Source organism: Pimelobacter simplex (assembly GCF_024662235.1).
Lineage (GTDB): Bacteria > Actinomycetota > Actinomycetes > Propionibacteriales > Nocardioidaceae > Nocardioides.
Window position 1 is genome coordinate 1,633,095 of the sequence record NZ_CP096276.1, and the last position, 16,765, is coordinate 1,649,859.

At 70.1% G+C, this 16,765-nt stretch carries 18 protein-coding genes; 16 read left to right on the top strand and 2 right to left on the bottom strand.

The window, feature by feature from the left end; genetic code table 11:
- Positions 1-5: 5 nt before the first annotated feature.
- The 13 genes from M0M48_RS07795 to M0M48_RS07855 are packed head-to-tail and all read left to right on the top strand — an operon-like array spanning position 6 to position 12,142.
- Positions 6-1,331, top strand: coding sequence for an MCE family protein (locus tag M0M48_RS07795; RefSeq protein ID WP_257750702.1), 1,326 nt, complete (start codon positions 6-8; stop codon positions 1,329-1,331).
- Complete coding sequence (locus tag M0M48_RS07800; RefSeq protein ID WP_257750703.1) at positions 1,328-2,407, top strand: MCE family protein; 1,080 nt, start codon at positions 1,328-1,330, stop codon at positions 2,405-2,407. Before M0M48_RS07795 ends, M0M48_RS07800 begins: the two co-directional genes overlap by 4 nt.
- Positions 2,404-3,393: an MCE family protein gene (locus tag M0M48_RS07805; RefSeq protein ID WP_257750704.1), complete on the top strand. Its 990-nt coding sequence runs from the start codon at positions 2,404-2,406 to the stop codon at positions 3,391-3,393. The genes M0M48_RS07800 and M0M48_RS07805 overlap by 4 nt, the downstream gene beginning before the upstream one ends.
- A gap of 5 nt (positions 3,394-3,398) precedes the next feature.
- Complete coding sequence (locus M0M48_RS07810; protein ID WP_257750705.1) at positions 3,399-4,649, top strand: MCE family protein; 1,251 nt, start codon at positions 3,399-3,401, stop codon at positions 4,647-4,649.
- Positions 4,646-6,007: an MCE family protein gene (locus M0M48_RS07815; protein ID WP_257750706.1), complete on the top strand. Its 1,362-nt coding sequence runs from the start codon at positions 4,646-4,648 to the stop codon at positions 6,005-6,007. Before M0M48_RS07810 ends, M0M48_RS07815 begins: the two co-directional genes overlap by 4 nt.
- Positions 6,004-7,275, top strand: coding sequence for an MCE family protein (locus tag M0M48_RS07820; RefSeq protein WP_257750707.1), 1,272 nt, complete (start codon positions 6,004-6,006; stop codon positions 7,273-7,275). Before M0M48_RS07815 ends, M0M48_RS07820 begins: the two co-directional genes overlap by 4 nt.
- The gene (locus tag M0M48_RS07825) at positions 7,272-7,859 is read left to right on the top strand and encodes a hypothetical protein (protein ID WP_215814996.1); all 588 of its coding nucleotides are present in this window, start codon (positions 7,272-7,274) and stop codon (positions 7,857-7,859) included. Before M0M48_RS07820 ends, M0M48_RS07825 begins: the two co-directional genes overlap by 4 nt.
- 14 nt (positions 7,860-7,873) lie before the next feature.
- Entirely contained in the window at positions 7,874-8,770 is an 897-nt protein-coding gene (locus M0M48_RS07830) for a hypothetical protein (protein WP_257750708.1), read from the top strand.
- A gap of 19 nt (positions 8,771-8,789) precedes the next feature.
- Positions 8,790-9,797 carry an NAD(P)/FAD-dependent oxidoreductase gene (locus M0M48_RS07835; protein ID WP_257750709.1) on the top strand — a complete coding sequence of 336 codons (1,008 nt, stop codon included), beginning with the start codon at positions 8,790-8,792 and terminating at the stop codon, positions 9,795-9,797.
- Between the two features lie 5 nt (positions 9,798-9,802).
- On the top strand, positions 9,803-10,270 hold the full coding sequence (locus tag M0M48_RS07840) for a pyridoxamine 5'-phosphate oxidase family protein (RefSeq protein WP_215814994.1): 468 nt from the start codon (positions 9,803-9,805) through the stop codon (positions 10,268-10,270).
- 14 nt (positions 10,271-10,284) lie between these two features.
- Positions 10,285-10,479 (top strand): ferredoxin, encoded by a 195-nt coding sequence (locus tag M0M48_RS07845; protein ID WP_215814993.1) that lies wholly within the window; start codon positions 10,285-10,287, stop codon positions 10,477-10,479.
- Between the two features lie 2 nt (positions 10,480-10,481).
- Positions 10,482-11,384: a 3-oxoacyl-ACP reductase gene (locus M0M48_RS07850; RefSeq protein ID WP_257750710.1), complete on the top strand. Its 903-nt coding sequence runs from the start codon at positions 10,482-10,484 to the stop codon at positions 11,382-11,384.
- A 2-nt stretch (positions 11,385-11,386) separates the two neighbouring features.
- Entirely contained in the window at positions 11,387-12,142 is a 756-nt protein-coding gene (locus tag M0M48_RS07855; RefSeq protein ID WP_257750711.1) for a glucose 1-dehydrogenase, read from the top strand.
- 15 nt (positions 12,143-12,157) lie between these two features.
- Here the strand turns inward: M0M48_RS07855 and M0M48_RS07860 are convergent, their stop codons facing one another.
- Complete coding sequence (locus tag M0M48_RS07860; protein ID WP_215814990.1) at positions 12,158-12,769, bottom strand: TetR family transcriptional regulator; 612 nt, start codon at positions 12,767-12,769, stop codon at positions 12,158-12,160.
- A 150-nt stretch (positions 12,770-12,919) separates the two neighbouring features.
- Between M0M48_RS07860 and M0M48_RS07865 the strand changes: the two genes are divergently transcribed.
- Genes M0M48_RS07865 through M0M48_RS07875 form a run of 3 tightly spaced genes read left to right on the top strand, consistent with a single transcriptional unit; the run spans position 12,920 to position 16,111 of the window.
- A complete protein-coding gene (locus M0M48_RS07865) occupies positions 12,920-14,215 on the top strand; it encodes a glycosyltransferase family 4 protein (RefSeq protein ID WP_257750712.1) in 1,296 nt (431 codons plus the stop codon).
- 10 nt (positions 14,216-14,225) lie between these two features.
- Positions 14,226-14,975, top strand: coding sequence for a class I SAM-dependent methyltransferase (locus M0M48_RS07870; RefSeq protein ID WP_257750713.1), 750 nt, complete (start codon positions 14,226-14,228; stop codon positions 14,973-14,975).
- Entirely contained in the window at positions 14,972-16,111 is a 1,140-nt protein-coding gene (locus M0M48_RS07875) for a prenyltransferase (RefSeq protein WP_257750714.1), read from the top strand. Before M0M48_RS07870 ends, M0M48_RS07875 begins: the two co-directional genes overlap by 4 nt.
- Here the strand turns inward: M0M48_RS07875 and M0M48_RS07880 are convergent.
- On the bottom strand, positions 16,091-16,747 hold the full coding sequence (locus M0M48_RS07880; protein ID WP_257750715.1) for a class I SAM-dependent methyltransferase: 657 nt from the start codon (positions 16,745-16,747) through the stop codon (positions 16,091-16,093). The two genes, M0M48_RS07875 and M0M48_RS07880, sit on opposite strands and share 21 nt — an antisense overlap.
- Positions 16,748-16,765 lie beyond the last annotated feature (18 nt).

A 16,765-nucleotide genomic window follows, 5' to 3' on the forward strand; every position in this document is an offset into this window, starting at 1 on the left:
CGCCGATGCTGGTGAACATCCATCACGACAGCGCCAAGGAGCACAACCGGCTCCTCGTCGCCGGAGTCGTCTTCCTGAGCGTGCTCGCGCTGCTCATGTGGCTCTCGATCGCGATCTACAACAAGACCTTCGACAGCGTCACGACCGTCAAGGTCAAGGCCGACCGGGCCGGTCTACAGCTCGCCAAGTTCGGCGACGTGCGGATCAACGGCGTGCTCGTCGGCCGCGTCGACAAGATCGACCAGGACGGCGAGGAGGCCGAGATCACGCTCGCGCTCGACCCCGACGCCGCCAAGAAGATCCCGTCCAATATCGGCGTCCACATCGTGCCGACCACGCTCTTCGGCCAGAAGTTCGTCGCGCTCATCCGCCCAGACGGCGACGTGGCGCGACCGCTGAAGGACGGCGACGTCATCCCGTCCGACCGGGTCGAGACCAACGTCGAGCTGAGCCGGGTGCTCGCCGACCTGTTCCCGCTGCTCCAGGCGGTCCAGCCGGCCGACCTCAACGCCACGCTGCACGCGCTGGCGACCGCGCTCGAGGGGCGTGGTGAGGACCTCGGCAAGACGATGGACCAGCTCGGCGACTACATCGGCAAGATCGAGGACCACCTGCCGACCCTGCGCAAGGACCTCCAGGCGCTGGCCGAGGTCGCCGACGCCTACGACATGGCGGCGCCCGACCTGCTCGACGTCCTCGACAACGTCACGGTCACCAGCAAGACCATCACCGAGAAGGCCGCCGACCTCGACGTCTTCTTCTCCGACCTGACCGGGTTGGCGAACACCTCGACGCGGCTGCTCGGCGACAACGAGCAGAACCTCATCCGGATGGGCCAGGTCACCGCCCCGGTGGTCGGCCTGCTCGCGGAGTACTCCCCGGAGTTCCCCTGCCTGATCCGCGGTGCGGCCAACTACGAGCCGATCCTGTCCAAGACCTTCGAGGGCGGCTGGGTCAAGCAGTACATCGAGTTCTTCAACCCGCAGTTCCGCCCCTACGACGAGCGCGACCTCCCCGAGTACGGCGAGGTCGGCCACGGTCCGTGGTGCGCCGGACTGCCCAAGTTCACCATCCCCGGTACGCCGAACCCGCTCGACCAGGGCTCGGACATCGACGAGAAGGGCGGCTTCTCGCCGCTGCCGCTCCAGGGACTGCTCGGCCGCCCGACCGCCGGCGGCGCCATCGACAGCGGGTACGCCGGCAGCGAGGCCGAGCAGCGCGTGGTCAACGCGATGCTGGCCGGTGAGAGCGGTCGCGCGCCGGAGACCTACGGCGCCCTCGGGTCGCTGCTCTACGGCCCGGTCGTGCGCGAGGGGAAGGCAGCCGGATGAGCAACAGCCGCAACGCCACGACGATCTCGGCGGCGATCAAGCTCGCCGTGTTCACCGTCGTCTCGGTGCTGGTCACCGGTCTGCTCGCCGTCATCATGGGCAATGTCGGCTTCGGCGACCGCAACCAGTACCAGGCGATCTTCGCCAACGCCACGATGCTCGAGAAGGGCGACGACGTCCGCGTCGCGGGCGTCAACGTCGGCGAGGTCAAGAAGGTCGAGCACTACCGGCGCACGATGGCCAAGGTGACCTTCAAGGTCGACGCGGGGGTCAAGCTGACCACCGCCTCGCTGGCCAAGATCCGCTTCCTCAACCTGGTCGGCGACCGCTACATGGCGCTGGAGCAGGGGAGCGGCGGCAAGGACGCCGAGGCGCTGGCCGACGGCGCGACCATCCCGGCCGACAACACCGAGCCGGCGCTCGACCTGACCGTCCTCTTCGACGGCTTCAAGCCGCTGTTCGCCGCGCTGACGCCCGACCAGGTCAACGAGCTGAGCATGAACCTGGTCCAGGTGCTCCAGGGTGAGGGCGGCACGGTCAAGAGCCTGCTCGACCACACCGCCTCGCTGACCTCGGCGCTCGCCGACCGCGACCAGCTCATCGGCGACGTGATCACCAACCTCAGCCAGACGCTGAGCACGGTCAACGACCGCCACCAGCAGCTGAGCACGCTCATCGTCGAGCTCAAGGACTGGATGACCGACCTCGCCAAGGACCGCGACACCATCGGCTCCTCGCTCGACAACATCTCCGAGCTGACCGTGACCGTCGCCGACCTGCTGCGCCGGGGCCGGCCGCTGGTCAAGGAGGACATCGCCGCGCTGCGCGCGCTCTCCAAGCTCCTCAACAAGAAGGAGAACCGGGAAAACCTGGCCGAGCTCCTCGACCGGATGCCGGAGACGATGACCGACCAGACCCGGACCGGCACCTACGGGTCCTGGTACCAGTACTACGTCTGCGGTGTCTCCGCCCGGATCCGGCTCCCGCTGATCGCGAACCTGCCGATCATCAAGGAGATCCAGGAGTACATCACCAAGTTCCAGTTCCGCTCGACCGCCCCGAGGTGCCGCCGATGAGCCGCGACAGCGACGCCCGCGACGCCCGGATCATCCGGCTCGGCGTGATCACCCTGGTGGTGATGGCGCTGGTCTCGGCGGCGACCTTCAACCTCGGCAAGTTCCCCGGCTTCCGCGGGACGACGTACTACGCGGAGTTCAGCGACGCCAGCGGCATCCACAAGGGCAATATCGTCCAGGTCGGCGGCATCCGCGCCGGCCGGGTGAGCGCGGTCGACCTGGCGGGGGACCGGGTCAAGGTGAAGTTCGAGATCGACGGGGACGTCGACTTCGGGCCCGACAGCCACGCCTCGATCGAGGTGCTCAACCTGCTCGGTGAGAAGTACCTCGACCTCCAGCCGGTCGGCAAGGGCCAGCTCGCCGACGGGGGCACGATCCCGATGGACCGGACCAAGGCCGCCTACGACATCGTCGGCGTCTTCGGCGACCTGACCACGACGACCGAGGAGATCGACACCGAGCAGCTCTCCCGGGCGCTCGACACGGTGGCCGACACGCTCGACGTCTCGGCGCCCGAGATCCAGGCCTCCTTCGACGGCATCTCCCGGCTCTCGCGCAGCGTCGCGGCGCGCGACGCCGAGATCCAGACGCTCTTCGAGAGCTCGAAGCAGGTCAGCAAGGTGCTCGCCGACCGCAGCGACGACATCGTCGACCTGATGAAGAGCAGCGACCTGGTCTTCCAGGAGCTGACCAAGCGCAAGGCCGCCGTGCACGACCTGCTGGTCAACGCCCGCTCGCTCGCGGTCGAGCTGCGCGGGGTGGTCAAGGACAACGAGAAGCAGATCGCGCCGGCGCTCGCCGAGGTCGACGGCCTGGTCTCGTTCCTGGTCTCGAAGAAGCAGAAGATCAAGGAGACGCTCGCCGCGCTCGGCCCCTACGTGTCCATCCTCAGCAACATCATCGGTACCGGCCCCTGGTTCGACGCGTACGCCGCGAACCTCCTGGCGCTGCCCACCGGTGAGTTCGTGCCCGGGTTCCAGGGGTGATCGCGATGGTGTCCACGATCCTCAAGCGCGTCGACAAGCGCGTGCTCGTCGCCATCGGCGTCGTGCTGCTGCTCGGCGTCCTGGTCAACGTCTTCCGCTCGCCGGCCGAGATGAAGACGGTCACCGCGCACTTCCCGCGCGCGGTCAGCGTCTACGAGGGCACCGACGTGCGGATCCTCGGGGTCAACGTCGGCAAGGTGACCTCGGTGATCCCCGAGGGCAACTCGGTCCGAGTCGAGATGGAGTACGACGCGTCGTACAAGGTGCCCAAGAGCGCCCAGGCCGTCATCGTCACGCCGACGCTCGTCGCCGACCGCTTCGTCCAGTTGACCCCGGTCTTCGAGGGCGGCGCGGTGCTGGCCGACGGTGCCGACATCGCCCTGCCCGAGACCGCCGTGCCGGTCGAGCTCGACCGGATCTACAGCAGCCTGCAGACGCTGACCCGGGCCCTGGGCCCCAACGGCGTCAACAAGGACGGCACGCTCGACCACCTGCTCGCGGCGGGGGAGAAGGCGTTCGCCGGGCAGGGCGCCAAGGGCAACCAGATGATCCGCGACCTGGCCCAGGCCGCCCAGACCTTCGGCAACGGCGCCGGCCCGCTGTTCGACACGGTCAGCCAGCTCGCCAAGTTCACCAAGACGCTGGCCGAGAACGACGGCCTGGTGCGGGCTTTCATGCAGGACCTCACCGGCGTCTCTGCGATGCTGGCCGACGAGAGCGACGAGCTCGAGCAGGCCGTCGCCGCGGTGGCCAAGGCCGTCGGCAGCGTCCGGGGCTTCGTCAAGAACAACCGCGACGCCTTCGTCACCGACATCCGCAAGCTCACCGACGTGATGAACACGATCGTGTCCGAGAAGGACAACATCGAGACCGCGGTCAAGATCGCGCCGGTCGCGATGGGCAACCTGCACATGGGCTTCGACCACGTCACCGGCAGCCAGAACTCCCGGCTCGCGATCGGCGGCCTGGTCTGGGACGTCGACGGCCTGATCTGCTCGTTCATCCAGCAGAACCCGGCGATGCCCAAGGCGCTCAAGAACACCGCCTGCACGCTGATCGAGAAGCTCATCGAGCCGATCCTGACCAAGCTGCCCTGGCTGCCCCCGGAGTTCAAGACCGCCCTGCCCGGTGGCAAGGCCAAGCAGACCGGCGCGACCGACACCGACCGGGGCATCGCGGTGCCGCGCCCGGCCGAGGTGTCCTACTCCACCGGCGACGGCGCCACGATGGAGAACCTGCTCGGAGGTGGGTCGTGAGCACGCGCAACGCACGTCGTCCCGGCCGGTGGTGCCGCGCGGTGGCGCTCCTGGTCGGACTGACGGTCCTCACCGGCTGCAGCGGCTTCCGCGGCGCCTACGACCTGCCGCTGCCCGGTCACCCGGTCGACGCCGACGAGGCGTTCGAGGTGACGGCCTACTTCAAGGACGTCCTCAACGTCGTCCCGCGCTCGCCGGTCATGGTCGACGACGTCGTGGTCGGCGAGGTGACCGAGGTCGAGCGCTCCGGCTGGAACGCGCGCGTCACGATGATCGTGCGCGACGACGTCAAGCTGCCCGACAACGCGATCGCCGACATCCGCCAGGTCTCGCTCCTGGGCGAGAAGTACGTCGCCCTCGAGGCGCCCGAGCAGGAGGCGGCCGTGGGCCGGCTCTCCGAGGGCGACGAGATCGCGCTCGCCAAGACCGGCCGCAACCCGGAGGTCGAGGAGGTGCTCGGTGCGCTGTCCTTCCTGCTCAGCGGTGGTGGCGTCGCCCAGCTCGGCACGATCACCCGCGAGGCCAACCTGGTGATGAACGGCCGCGAGGACCGGCTGCGCAGCCTGCTCTCCTCGCTCGACTCGGTGGTCGGCACGCTCGACGAGCAGAAGGTCGACATCATCAACGCGCTCGAGTCGCTCAACAACCTGACCTCCACGCTCAACAAGGAGAAGGAGACGATCGGCGACGCGCTCGACGCGACCGGCCCGGCGATCGACGTCCTCTCCGCCCAGCACGACGAGCTGATCGAGATGCTCGGTGCGCTCGACCGGCTCGGCAAGGTCGGCACCCGCGTCATCAACGCCAGCAAGGAGGACGTGCTCAGCATCCTGCGCGACCTCAGCCCGGTGCTGCGCAAGCTGACCGAGGCCGACGAGCAGCTGGCCCCCGGCCTCAACCTGCTCATCAGCTTCCCGTTCCCGCAGACGGCCAACAACATCGTCAAGGGCGACTACGCCGACACGATCATCCGCGCCGACCTCAACTTCGAGAACCTCTACAAGACGCTCGGCCTGCCCGAAATCCAGCTCCCGGACCTGGAGGCGGTCCTCAACCAGGTCGGCCAGTGCCTCAAGAGCGGCAAGCTCACCAGCTCGGCCTGCCTGCAGGTGCTCAGCGACGTCAACCTGCTCAAGGACCTGCAGACCAAGTGCCAGGACCGCACCATCCGCGACAGCCCGGTCTGCAAGCTTCTCCGCGCGCTGCCCGACCTCGACCTGGGCGGCCTGCTCGGTGGCAAGGGCGGCCTGCTGGGCAGTGACGGCCCGCTCAGCGGCCTGACCCGTGGGCTGCTCGGCACCCAACCGTCGTCGTACGACAACGGGTCGACGCGCAGCCTGCTCGGAGGTGTGGCATGAGTCGCGGCGTACGGATCCGGCTGATGGCGTTCGTCGTCCTCAGCGCGGTCGGCATCACCTACATCGGTGCCAGCTACCTGGGCCTGGTCGACAAGATCACCGGGCGCGGACTGACCGTGACCGCGAGCCTGCCCGGCTCCGGCGGCCTCTTCGAGGGCAGCGAGGTGACCTACCGCGGCGTCAAGATCGGCCGGGTCTCGCGGATGGACACCACCGAGGAGGGCGTCGACCTCACCCTCGACCTCAAGGACGGCACCAAGCTGCCGCGCGACGCCCCGATGTTCGTGCACAACCTCTCCGCGGTCGGCGAGCAGTACCTCGACTTCCAGCCGCCCGACGACAAGGGCCCCTACGCCGAGAACGGCACCCGGTTCACCGGCAGCGACAAGTCGCTCCCGGTCGACGAGGGCGACCTGCTGGTCGACCTGAGCCGGTTCGTCGACTCCGTCGACAAGGGCAGCCTCCAGACGGTCGTCGAGGAGCTCGGGCTGATGTTCAACGACACCGGCACCGACCTGCAGCAGCTGCTCGACGGGGGACAGGCGTTCATCGCCGAGGCCAGCGAGCACACCGACGAGACCATCGCGCTGCTCGACAACGGTCTGGCCGTGCTGCGCACGCAGCGCGGCCAGAAGGAGAACATCCGCAAGTTCTCCCAGGACCTCAACACGATCACCACGACGCTGCGCGGCAGCGACGGCGACCTGCGCAAGGTGCTCAGCGCGACCCCGGGCGCGGCCCGCGAGGTCGACCAGCTGCTGCGCCAGCTCGAGCCGACGGTGCCGATCCTGCTGGGCGACCTGGTCTCGGTGAACCAGGTCCTGCTCAGCGAGCTCGACGGCATCGAGCAGCTGCTCGTGACCTACCCGGCGCTCATCGCGGGCGGTCCGACGGGCAGCACCTCCGACGGCTGGGGCCACGTCAACCTGCAGTTCGACTACAGCGTCCCGCCCTGCACCAAGGGCTACGTTCCCCCCAAGGACTGGCGCTCGACGCAGGACCTCACGGACGCCGAGCCGGCCAAGGTGAGCTGCACCGCGGGGCCGCCGTACGTGATGCGGGGGAGCAAGTACGCACCGGGCTACCGCAAGAACCGCGCCTCGCCCGGCCGCGTCTACAGTGACACCTACGATCCGGCCACGGGGGCAGTGCCGGGTCTGGTCGACACCGCGGGCAATCCGGTCAGGCTGAACCAGCCGGAGAACCTGTCCGTACTGGGAGGGGATGCGTGGAAGTGGCTGCTGATCGGTCCGGTGGCGGGCAAGTGACGGACGAGCGCAGTCGCGTCCGGCTCAACATCGCCCTCTACGCCGCGACGGTCATCTGCGGCTGCGTGGCGATCCTGCTGCTCTACATCCACGTCACCTCCGGCGACACCGTCGACGGCACCGACGTCGTCTCCGGCGCCGGCGAGGACGTCGGCCGCGGCGTCGTCGAGCCCGTCCCGCTCGCCGACGAGGCCGAGCAGAAGCGCACGGCCGCCCAGCTCGAGGCCGCCTCCAAGATGGTCACCGCCTTCGTCAACTTCGACTACCGCGAGCCCGACCGGACCATCGAGGCCGTGACCTCGATGGCGACCGGCGACTTCAAGGACCAGTACGCCAAGGGCGCCACGTCGCTGAAGAAGCTCGCCAACGAGGCCCAGTCCGACATGGTCGCCAAGGTCGTCTGGACCGGCCTGGTCGCCGGCGACGACGACACCGCGACCGTGATCGTCGCGACGAGCGGCGTCGTGAAGAACAAGACCACCCAGTTCCAGGAGGAGGCCCGCAACTACCGTCTGCAGCTCGAGCTCGTGCTCGAGGACGGTCGCTGGCTGACCAAGGACCTCCAGTACGTCGCGCTGGGCTGAGGAGACAAGACCCGATGAGCCGCCCCACGCCCCGCCGTCCCGCCAGCTCGCGCGGACAGACGCCGCGCCCGCGCAAGATCGCGGGCCAGGCCCCCGGTGCCGGCCCCGGGCGCCCGGCCGACGCCGACGCCGCGGTCGACGCCGAGGTCGAGGTCGACGACCTGATCGCGGACGCGCCTGAGGCCGCGGACGCGCCTGAGGTCGCGGACGGTCCCGAGGCCGCGGACGCGCCCGAGGCTGCCGTCCCGCCGGCCGGCCCGAGCCGCCCCAGCATCCTGGCCCGGCCCAAGACCACCCGCGTCCTGATCGCCACGCTCGTGCTCGTCACGGTGGCGCTGGTCGCCCAGTTCGTCCTGCTCGCGGTGGACAACCTCGGCGGCGACGACGACGGCACCACGGGCGCCGACGGCGCGACCACGCTGACCGTGCCCAAGGGCCGCCCCATCGTCGCCGCGACGCTCCAGACCCGTGACGGCGTCGAGGCCGCGGCCAAGGCCGCGCAGGAGATCGTCGCGGTCGACTACAAGAAGTACGCCGCCGAGGTCGACGCCGCCGCCAAGCTGATGACGGCGCGCTTCGAGAAGCAGTACCGCGAGACCGCGACCGACATCGAGGAGCAGGTCGTCGGCCAGCAGACGGTGGTCCAGGCCAGCGTCGTCGCCCAGGGTGCCGTCCGGGCGAGCCGGACCCGGCTCGAGGCGCTGGTCTTCCTCAACCAGGTCGTCGAGCGCACTCGTGAGGGCAAGAAGGAGACGGTCGTGACGCCCTTCAAGGTGCTCGTCACGATGGTCCACACCGACCACGGCTGGCTCGTCGACAAGCTCGACACCGACGCCTCCGACGGCGCGGCGCAGTCCGGGTCGCCGGCGCCGGCCGAATCGCCGTCCCCGAACGAAGACAAGACGAACTAGAACACGTTACAGTTCGGGGGTGCCTACACCCGTGAGCGGAGCGAGCCAGGTCGACTGCGACGTCGCGATCGTCGGTGCCGGTCCGACCGGGCTGTTCGCGACCTACTATGCCGGATTCCGCGGCCTCCGGGTGGCCCTGATCGACTCGCTGCCCGAGCTGGGCGGCCAGATCACGGCCATGTACCCCGAGAAGGCGATCCTCGACGTCGCCGGATTCCCGTCGGTCAAGGGCCGCGACCTGGTCGACGGACTGGTCGAGCAGGCGCTCGTCGCCAAGCCCGAGCAGCTCCTTGGCCGTACGGCGACCGAGCTGGCCACCGACGACGAGGGCCTCACGCTCACCCTCGACGACGGCACCGGGGTCCGCGCCAAGACGCTCATCGTGACCGCCGGCATCGGCAAGTTCAGCCCGCGCCCGCTGCCCGCCGCCGAGGGCTGGGTCGGGCGCGGCGTGGAGTTCTTCGTGCCGAGCTTCGAGCCCTACCGCGACCTCGACGTCGTCATCGTCGGTGGCGGCGACAGCGCCTTCGACTGGGCCCACCACCTCGAGCCCATCGCGCGCTCGGTGACCCTGGTCCACCGCCGCGACGCCTTCCGGGCCCACGAGCGCACGGTCGAGCAGGTGCGCGCGTCGTCGGTCTCGATCGTGACCAAGGCCGAGGTGAGCGCGCTGCGCGACGCCGCCGGCGGTACGACGGGCCCGCTCGCCGAGGTCGAGCTCAGCGTCGACGGCGTCCCCGAGGTCCGCCCGGCCCAGGCCGTGGTCGCGGCCCTCGGCTTCATCGCCGACCTCGGCCCGCTCCAGCAGTGGGGTCTGGAGACCCACCGCCGCCACCTCGTCGTCGACCCGTCGATGCGCACCAACCTGCCCCGGGTCTTCGCCGCGGGCGACATCACGGAGCACCCCGGCAAGGTCCGGCTGATCGCGGTCGGCTTCGGCGAGGCTGCCACGGCCGTCAACAACGCCGCGGTCGTCGTCGACCCCTCGGCCCACGTCTTCCCCGGACACTCCTCGGAAGGGAGCTGACCCCCATGAGCGCTGGACGCGACAAGGTCAAGCTGAGCGACGAGGAGGTGCAGGGCCTGCTCCAGGAGAACATCAAGGTCCAGGTCGCCGCCAACGGCAAGGACGGCTTCCCGCACCTCACGACGCTCTTCTACGACGTCCAGGACGGCAAGATCGCCTTCTGGACCTACGGCCGCAGCCAGAAGATCATCAACCTCGAGCGCGACCCCCGGGTGACCGCGCTGGTCGAGGACGGCACCGACTACTTCGAGCTGCGCGGCGTCTCCATCGAGGGCCGCGCCGAGATCGTGCGCGACCGCGACCGCATCCTCGAGATCGGCAAGGCCGTCTCGGTGCGGATGTTCGGCGTCGACTCGTTCGAGGCGCTCGGCGAGATCGGTGCCCAGACCGTCGAGAAGCAGGCGACCAAGCGGGTCGGCGTGATCATCCACCCCGACCGGGTCGCCTCGTGGGACCACCGGAAGATGACCTGAGAGAGGGCATGACGATGAAGATCAAGGTCGACTTCGACCTGTGCGAGTCCAACGGCCTGTGCGAGGCGATGGCGCCCGAGGTGTTCGAGCTGGACGACGACGACTTCCTGCAGCTGAGCACCGAGCACACGACGGACGAGAACATCGACAACGTGAAGCGTGCCGTCGCGGCCTGCCCCCGCGCCGCGATCACGCTGGTGGAGGAGTGAGCATGGAGGCGACGACGTCGCTGGACGGCAAGGTCGCGATCGTCACCGGCGCGGGTGCCGGGCTGGGTCGCGCGGAGGCGGTCGCCCTGGCGAGTGCCGGGGCGCGGGTCGTGGTCAACGACCTGCCGGGGGCCGGGGACGACGCGGTCGACGAGATCCGTTCGCTCGGCGGCCAGGCGGTCGTCGTACCGGGGGACGTGAGCGAGCGGGCCACGGCCGACGCGATGGTCGCGGCCGCCGTCGAGCTCGGCGGTCTCGACATCGTGGTCAACAACGCGGGCATGACCCGCGACCGGATGCTCTTCAACCTCGGCGACGACGAGTGGGACGCGGTCATCGCGGTCCACCTGCGCGGCCACTTCCTGCTCTCGCGCAACGCCGCCGCCTACTGGCGCGGCAAGGCCAAGGAGAGCGAGACCGGCACGGTCTACGGCAGCATCGTCAACACCGCCTCCGAGGCGTTCCTCGGCGGCTCGCCCGGTCAGGCCAACTACGCCGCGGCCAAGGCCGGCATCGCCGCCCTGACGCTGTCGACGGCCCGCGGGCTCTCGCGCATCGGCGTGCGCGCCAACGCGATCTGCCCCCGCGCCCGGACGGCGATGACCGCCGAGGTCTTCGGCGAGGACGCCTCCGGCAAGGCCGTCGACCCCTACTCGGCCGAGCACGTCGCGCCGCTGGTCGCCTACCTCGCCTCGCCGGCCGCCGAGCGGATCACCGGCCAGGTCTTCGTCGTGTACGGCGGCATGGTGGCGCTGGTCGCCGCGCCGGTCGTGGAGCAGCGCTTCGACGCCGCCGGCGACCGGTGGACCGGCGACGACCTCGACAAGCAGCTCGGCGGCTTCTTCGCCGATCGCGACCCGAACGTCGGCTTCGCCGCCGACTCGATCATGAAGCTGACGGTGTAGCCATGGGACGTCTGGACAACAAGGTCGCGATCGTCACCGGTGGTGCGATGGGCCAGGGCGAGGCGATCGTGCGCGCCTACGTCGCCGAGGGCGCCAATGTCGTCATCGCCGACGTCGCCAAGGAGCAGGGCCAGGCGCTGGCCGACGAGCTCGGCGCCGCGGCCCACTTCGCCCACCACGACGTGAGTGACGAGGCCTCCTGGACCGTGCTGGTCGAGGACGCCAACGCGCGCTTCGGCCCGGTCAACGTGCTCGCCAACAACGCCGGCATCCTCCGCTTCGGTGACATCGAGCGGATGCCCGTCGAGGAGGTCGAGCTCGTCTGGCGGGTCAACCAGCTCGGTGTCTTCCTGGGCATGCAGGCGGTCAGCCGCACCATGCGCAAGAACGGCGGCGGCTCGATCATCAACGCCTCCTCGGTCGAGGGCCTGGCCGGCATGCCGTCCTGCACGGCGTACGCCGCGACCAAGTGGGCGATCCGCGGCATGACCAAGTGCGCGGCGATGGAGCTCGGCCCCAAGGGCGTCCGGGTCAACTCGGTGCACCCCGGCATGATCGACACCCCGATGACCCGGGTCCACGGCGGCGACGCCGCGATGGAGTACGGCGCCAGCAAGGTGCCGCTGCGTCGCGTCGGCACGCCCGACGACATCGCGCCGGTCTACGTCTTCCTCGCCAGCGACGAGTCGTCGTACATCAACGGCGCGGAGATCGCGGTCGACGGCGGCGTCACCAGCACCCACGCGTTCGGGGCCTGACGGCCCCGCACGGGGTCAGTCGCGGAGGATCAGGTGGATCGCCGTCTCCATGTGCTGCGCGGTCTCGGCAGCCGTGGAGCGGCCGGTCACCCAGGAGACCAGCGCGGAGAGCCACACGTCGCCGATGACGCGCGCCACGGCGACGTCCTCGTCGGAGACGGCTCCCTCGCTGGGCTCGCCGCCGTGCATGGCGTGGGTGACGATCGAGGTCATCGCCATGCCGACCACGTGGATCTCGGCGGCGACGCTGCTGTCGGCGAACATGAAGGCCCGGGTCAGTGCCTCGGTCAGCTTGGGGTCGCCCTGCATGCCGCGGGCCATCCGCTTGAGCACGTAGAGGACGCGGTCGGCCTGGTTGTCGCCGGGGATCTCACGCTCGTTGAGCCGGGTGGCGGCCTCGTCGAACTGACGGCCGAGCGCCGAGACCAGCAGGTGGATCTTCGACGGGAAGTAGCGGTAAAGAGTGCCGAGGGCGACGTCCGCGTGCTCGGCCACGGCGCGCATCTGCACCGCGTCGAAGCCGCCCGACTTGGCCAGCTCGTACGTCGCGTCGAGGATGCGCTTGCGCCGCTCCCGCTGTGCGGCCGATCCGAGGTCGTCGGACGTGGACGGGTTCGCGATGGTCACCGGTACTCCTTGTGAGGTGCTGCGACGAGGCGGGTCGTTCTGGACCCAGTCGATAGGCTACCGGCAAGTAGCGCATAATTTGGAACACGTTCCACTACGTTTCTGTTTCGGCCCTGCTCCCCGGGAGCCCGAAAAGGGGAGAAGTACCTGATGCGAATCGCAATGCTGTCCTACCGCAGCAAGCCGCACGTCGGTGGCCAGGGGATCTACATCCGCCGGCTCACGCGTGAGCTCGCCGCGCTCGGCCACACCGTCGAGGTGTTCTCCGGTCAGCCCTACCCCGAGCTCGACGAGGGCGTGACGCTGACCAAGGTGCCGAGCCTGGACCTCTACCGACCCGGTGACGAGTTCCGCAACCCGCGCCCCAGCGAGTACCGCGACCTCATCGACGTCGAGGAGTGGCTGACCATGCGCAGCGGGGCCTTCCCCGAGCCGGTCACCTTCAGCAAGCGTGTGGTCAAGGTGCTGAAGGGGCGACGCGACGACTTCGACGTCGTCTTCGACAACCAGACGCTGGCCACGCCGCTGCTCGACATCGAGGACCCCGCGGGCGTCGGCCTGCCGCTGGCCACCACGATCCACCACCCGATCACCATGGACCGGCGCATCGAGCTCGCCGCCGCGGTCTGGGCCAAGCGCAAGCAGGGCTCCAGGTGGCGCTTCGAGCTGCCCAAGATCGGCGTGTGGCGCTGGTACTCCTTCCTGAACCAGCAGAAGCGCGCCGCGCCGCGGCTGCGCCGGGTGATCGTGCCCTCGGAGTCGTCCAAGCGTGACGTCGTCCGCGAGTTCAAGGTCGACCCGGACCGCATCGAGACGATCCTGCTCGGCGTCGACGACCGGTTCATGCCCTCGCCGGCGCCGCGCGTCCCCGGGCGCATCCTGGCGATGGCCAGCGCCGACGCTCCGCTCAAGGGCATCTCGGTGCTGCTCGAGGCGTTCGCCAAGCTCGTCGTCGAGCGCGACCTCGAGCTGGTCCTCGTCACCAAGCCCAAGGAGGGCGGGGTGACCGAGAAGCTCATCGACAAGCTCGGCATCGCCGACCGGGTGTCGTTCGCCAACGGCCTGACCGACGACGAGCTGGTCGCCCTCATGGGCTCGGCCGAGCTGGCCTGCGTGCCCTCGCTCTACGAGGGCTTCTCGCTCCCGACCGCCGAGCTGATGGCCTGCGAGACCCCCCTCGTCGTGTCCCGGGCCGGCGCCATCCCCGAGGTCGTGGGCCCCGACGGGCTCTGCGCCGACGTGGTCGAGCCCGGCGACGTGGGCGCGCTGACCGCCGCCCTCGCCGGGCTGCTCGACGACCCGGCCCGCCGGGCCGAGATGGGCGCCGCCGGCCGCCGCCGGGTCAAGGAGCTGTTCAGCTGGAGCGCCGTCGCGGAGAGCACCGCGGCCGTGCTGGAAGACGTGATCGCCGAGTACCGGGCCGAGAAGGCCGAGAAGAAGGCCTGAGGAGACTGACATGCTGACCGTTGACTTCGACCGGCTGGGCCTGCAGCCCGGCGACCGCGTCCTCGACATGGGCGCCGGCGCCGGCCGGCACAGCTTCGAGATGTACCGCCGCGGCGCGGACGTCATCGCGTTCGACCTCGACGCCGAGGAGCTCGAGGGCGTCCGCAACCTCTTCGTCGCGATGAAGGAGGCCGGCGAGGTGCCCGCGGGCGCCGAGGCCGACGTCAAGCAGGGCGACGCGCTCGCACTGCCCTTCGCCGACGGCGAGTTCGACCGGATCGTGTGCTCGGAGGTGCTCGAGCACATCCACGACGACGTCGCCGCGATCCGCGAGCTGATCCGGGTGCTGCGCCCCGGCGGCACCCTCGCTGTGACCGTGCCCCGCTGGCTGCCCGAGGTCATCAACTGGCGCCTCTCGGCCGACTACCACAACGCCGAGGGCGGGCACATCCGGATCTACACCGACCACGAGCTGGTCGACAAGGTCACCAAGGGCGGCCGGTTCAACGACGGCACGCCGGGTGAGGCGATGCTCTTCGAGGGCAAGAGCTACACCCACGGCCTGCACGCGCCGTACTGGTGGATCAAGTGCGCCGTGGGCGTCGAGAACGACACGCACCCGCTCGCCAAGGCGTACCACAAGCTGCTGGTCTGGGAGATCATGAAGCAGCCCAAGACGCTCCAGCTCGCCGGCAAGGTCCTCGACCCGATGATCGGCAAGTCGATGGTGCTCTACTTCCGCAAGCCGGAGACCGCGTGACCGCCGTGCCCGAGGTGGCCCTGTCGCGGCTGCCGTACGTCGACGGCGTGCTGTCGGCGCAGCAGGTCGCCGACACCGCGGCGGCGATCGCGGCGATGCAGGAGCCGTGGGGCGCCGTCCCGTGGACGACCGGCGAGCACGTCGACATCTGGAACCACGTCGAGGCCGCCATGGCGATGCTCGTCGGCGGCCAGGTCGAGGCGGCCGAGCGCGCCTACGCGTGGGTGCCGACGATGCAGCGCGCCGACGGCTCGTGGCCGATGAAGATCGTCGGTGGCGAGGCGGAGGACGAGCGCGGCGAGGTCAACATGTCGGCGTACTTCGCGGTGGGGCTGTGGCACCACTGGCTGGTGCGCCGCGACATCCGGTTCGTCGAGCGCTACTGGCCCTCGGTGCGGGCCGGGCTCGACTTCGTGGTCTCGCTCCAGGAGCCCTTCGGCGGCATCCGCTGGACGCCGGTCGACGACTTCTGCCTGCTCACCGGCAACTCCTCGATCTACCACTCGCTGCGCGCCGGCGTCGCGCTGGCCGACCTGATGGACGACCCGCAGCCGGAGTGGGAGCTGGCCGGCGGCCGGCTCGGGCACGCCGTGCGCACCCACCCCGACCGGTTCGCCGACAAGGCGAGCTACTCGATGGACTGGTACTACCCGGTCCTGGGCGGCCCGGTCCGCGGAGACGCCGCCCGGGCGCTGCTGGCCAAGCGCTGGGACGACTTCGTCGTGCCGGGCCTCGGCATCCACTGCGTCGACACCAACCCGTGGGTGACCGGCGCCGAGACCTGCGAGCTGGCGATGGCGCTCGACGTCATCGGCGACCCCGAGTCGAGCCGCCGGGCGCTGCAGCTGGTCACCGAGATGCAGCACCTGCGCGAGTCCGACGGGCGCTACTGGACCGGCTGGGTCTACTCCGACCCGACCCGCCCGGCGCCCGAGGGCGAGCCGCGCGACGTCTACTGGCCGCACGAGCACACGACGTACACGGCTGCAGCGGTGGTCCTCGCCGTCGACGCGCTGGGGGAGACCTACGGCCACGCCACCCCGGGCTCGGGGATCATGCGCGGCACCTCGCTCGCCCCGCACTTCGACGAGATCGCGCTCGAGTGCGAGTGCGCCTCAGAGCCGGTCGCCCGCTGAGCCGTGGGTGCGCTGCAGGACGCGGAGCGAGCCGGTCACGGCGACCTCGGTGAAGGCCCCGCTCGCGAGCGCGGGCAGGTAGATCAGCTCGTACGGCGGCCGCCCGCCGTCCGCGGGGTCGGGGAAGACGTCGTGGATGGCGAGGTAGCCGCCGGCCTCGACCCAGTGCGCCCAGCCCGCGAAGTCGGCGCGGGCCGGCTCCTCGCCGTGCCCGCCGTCGATGAACAGCAGGGACAGCGGCGTGCGCCAGTGGGCCGCCACCGTCGTGGACTGCCCGACGACCGCGACCACCTGCTCCTCGAGCCCGGCGCGGGCGATGTTCTTGCGGAACTGGCCCAGCGTGTCCATCAGGCCGAGCTCGGGGTCGACCACGCTGGTGTCGTGGTGCTCCCAGCCCGCCTGGTTCTCCTCGGAGCCGCGGTGGTGGTCGACGGTGAAGACCGTGCCGCCCACCTGGCGCGCGGCCGCGCCGAGGTAGATCGCGGACTTGCCGCAGTAGGTGCCGACCTCCAGCACCGGACCGTGGGGGAGTCGCTCCAGCGCGATCCGGTGGAGCAGGGCACCCTCGTCCTCGGGCATGAAGCCCTTGGCCGCACGGGCGTGGTCCAGCAGGTCGGACGGCATGGTGTCGGTCACCGGGCCACTCTAGTAGAG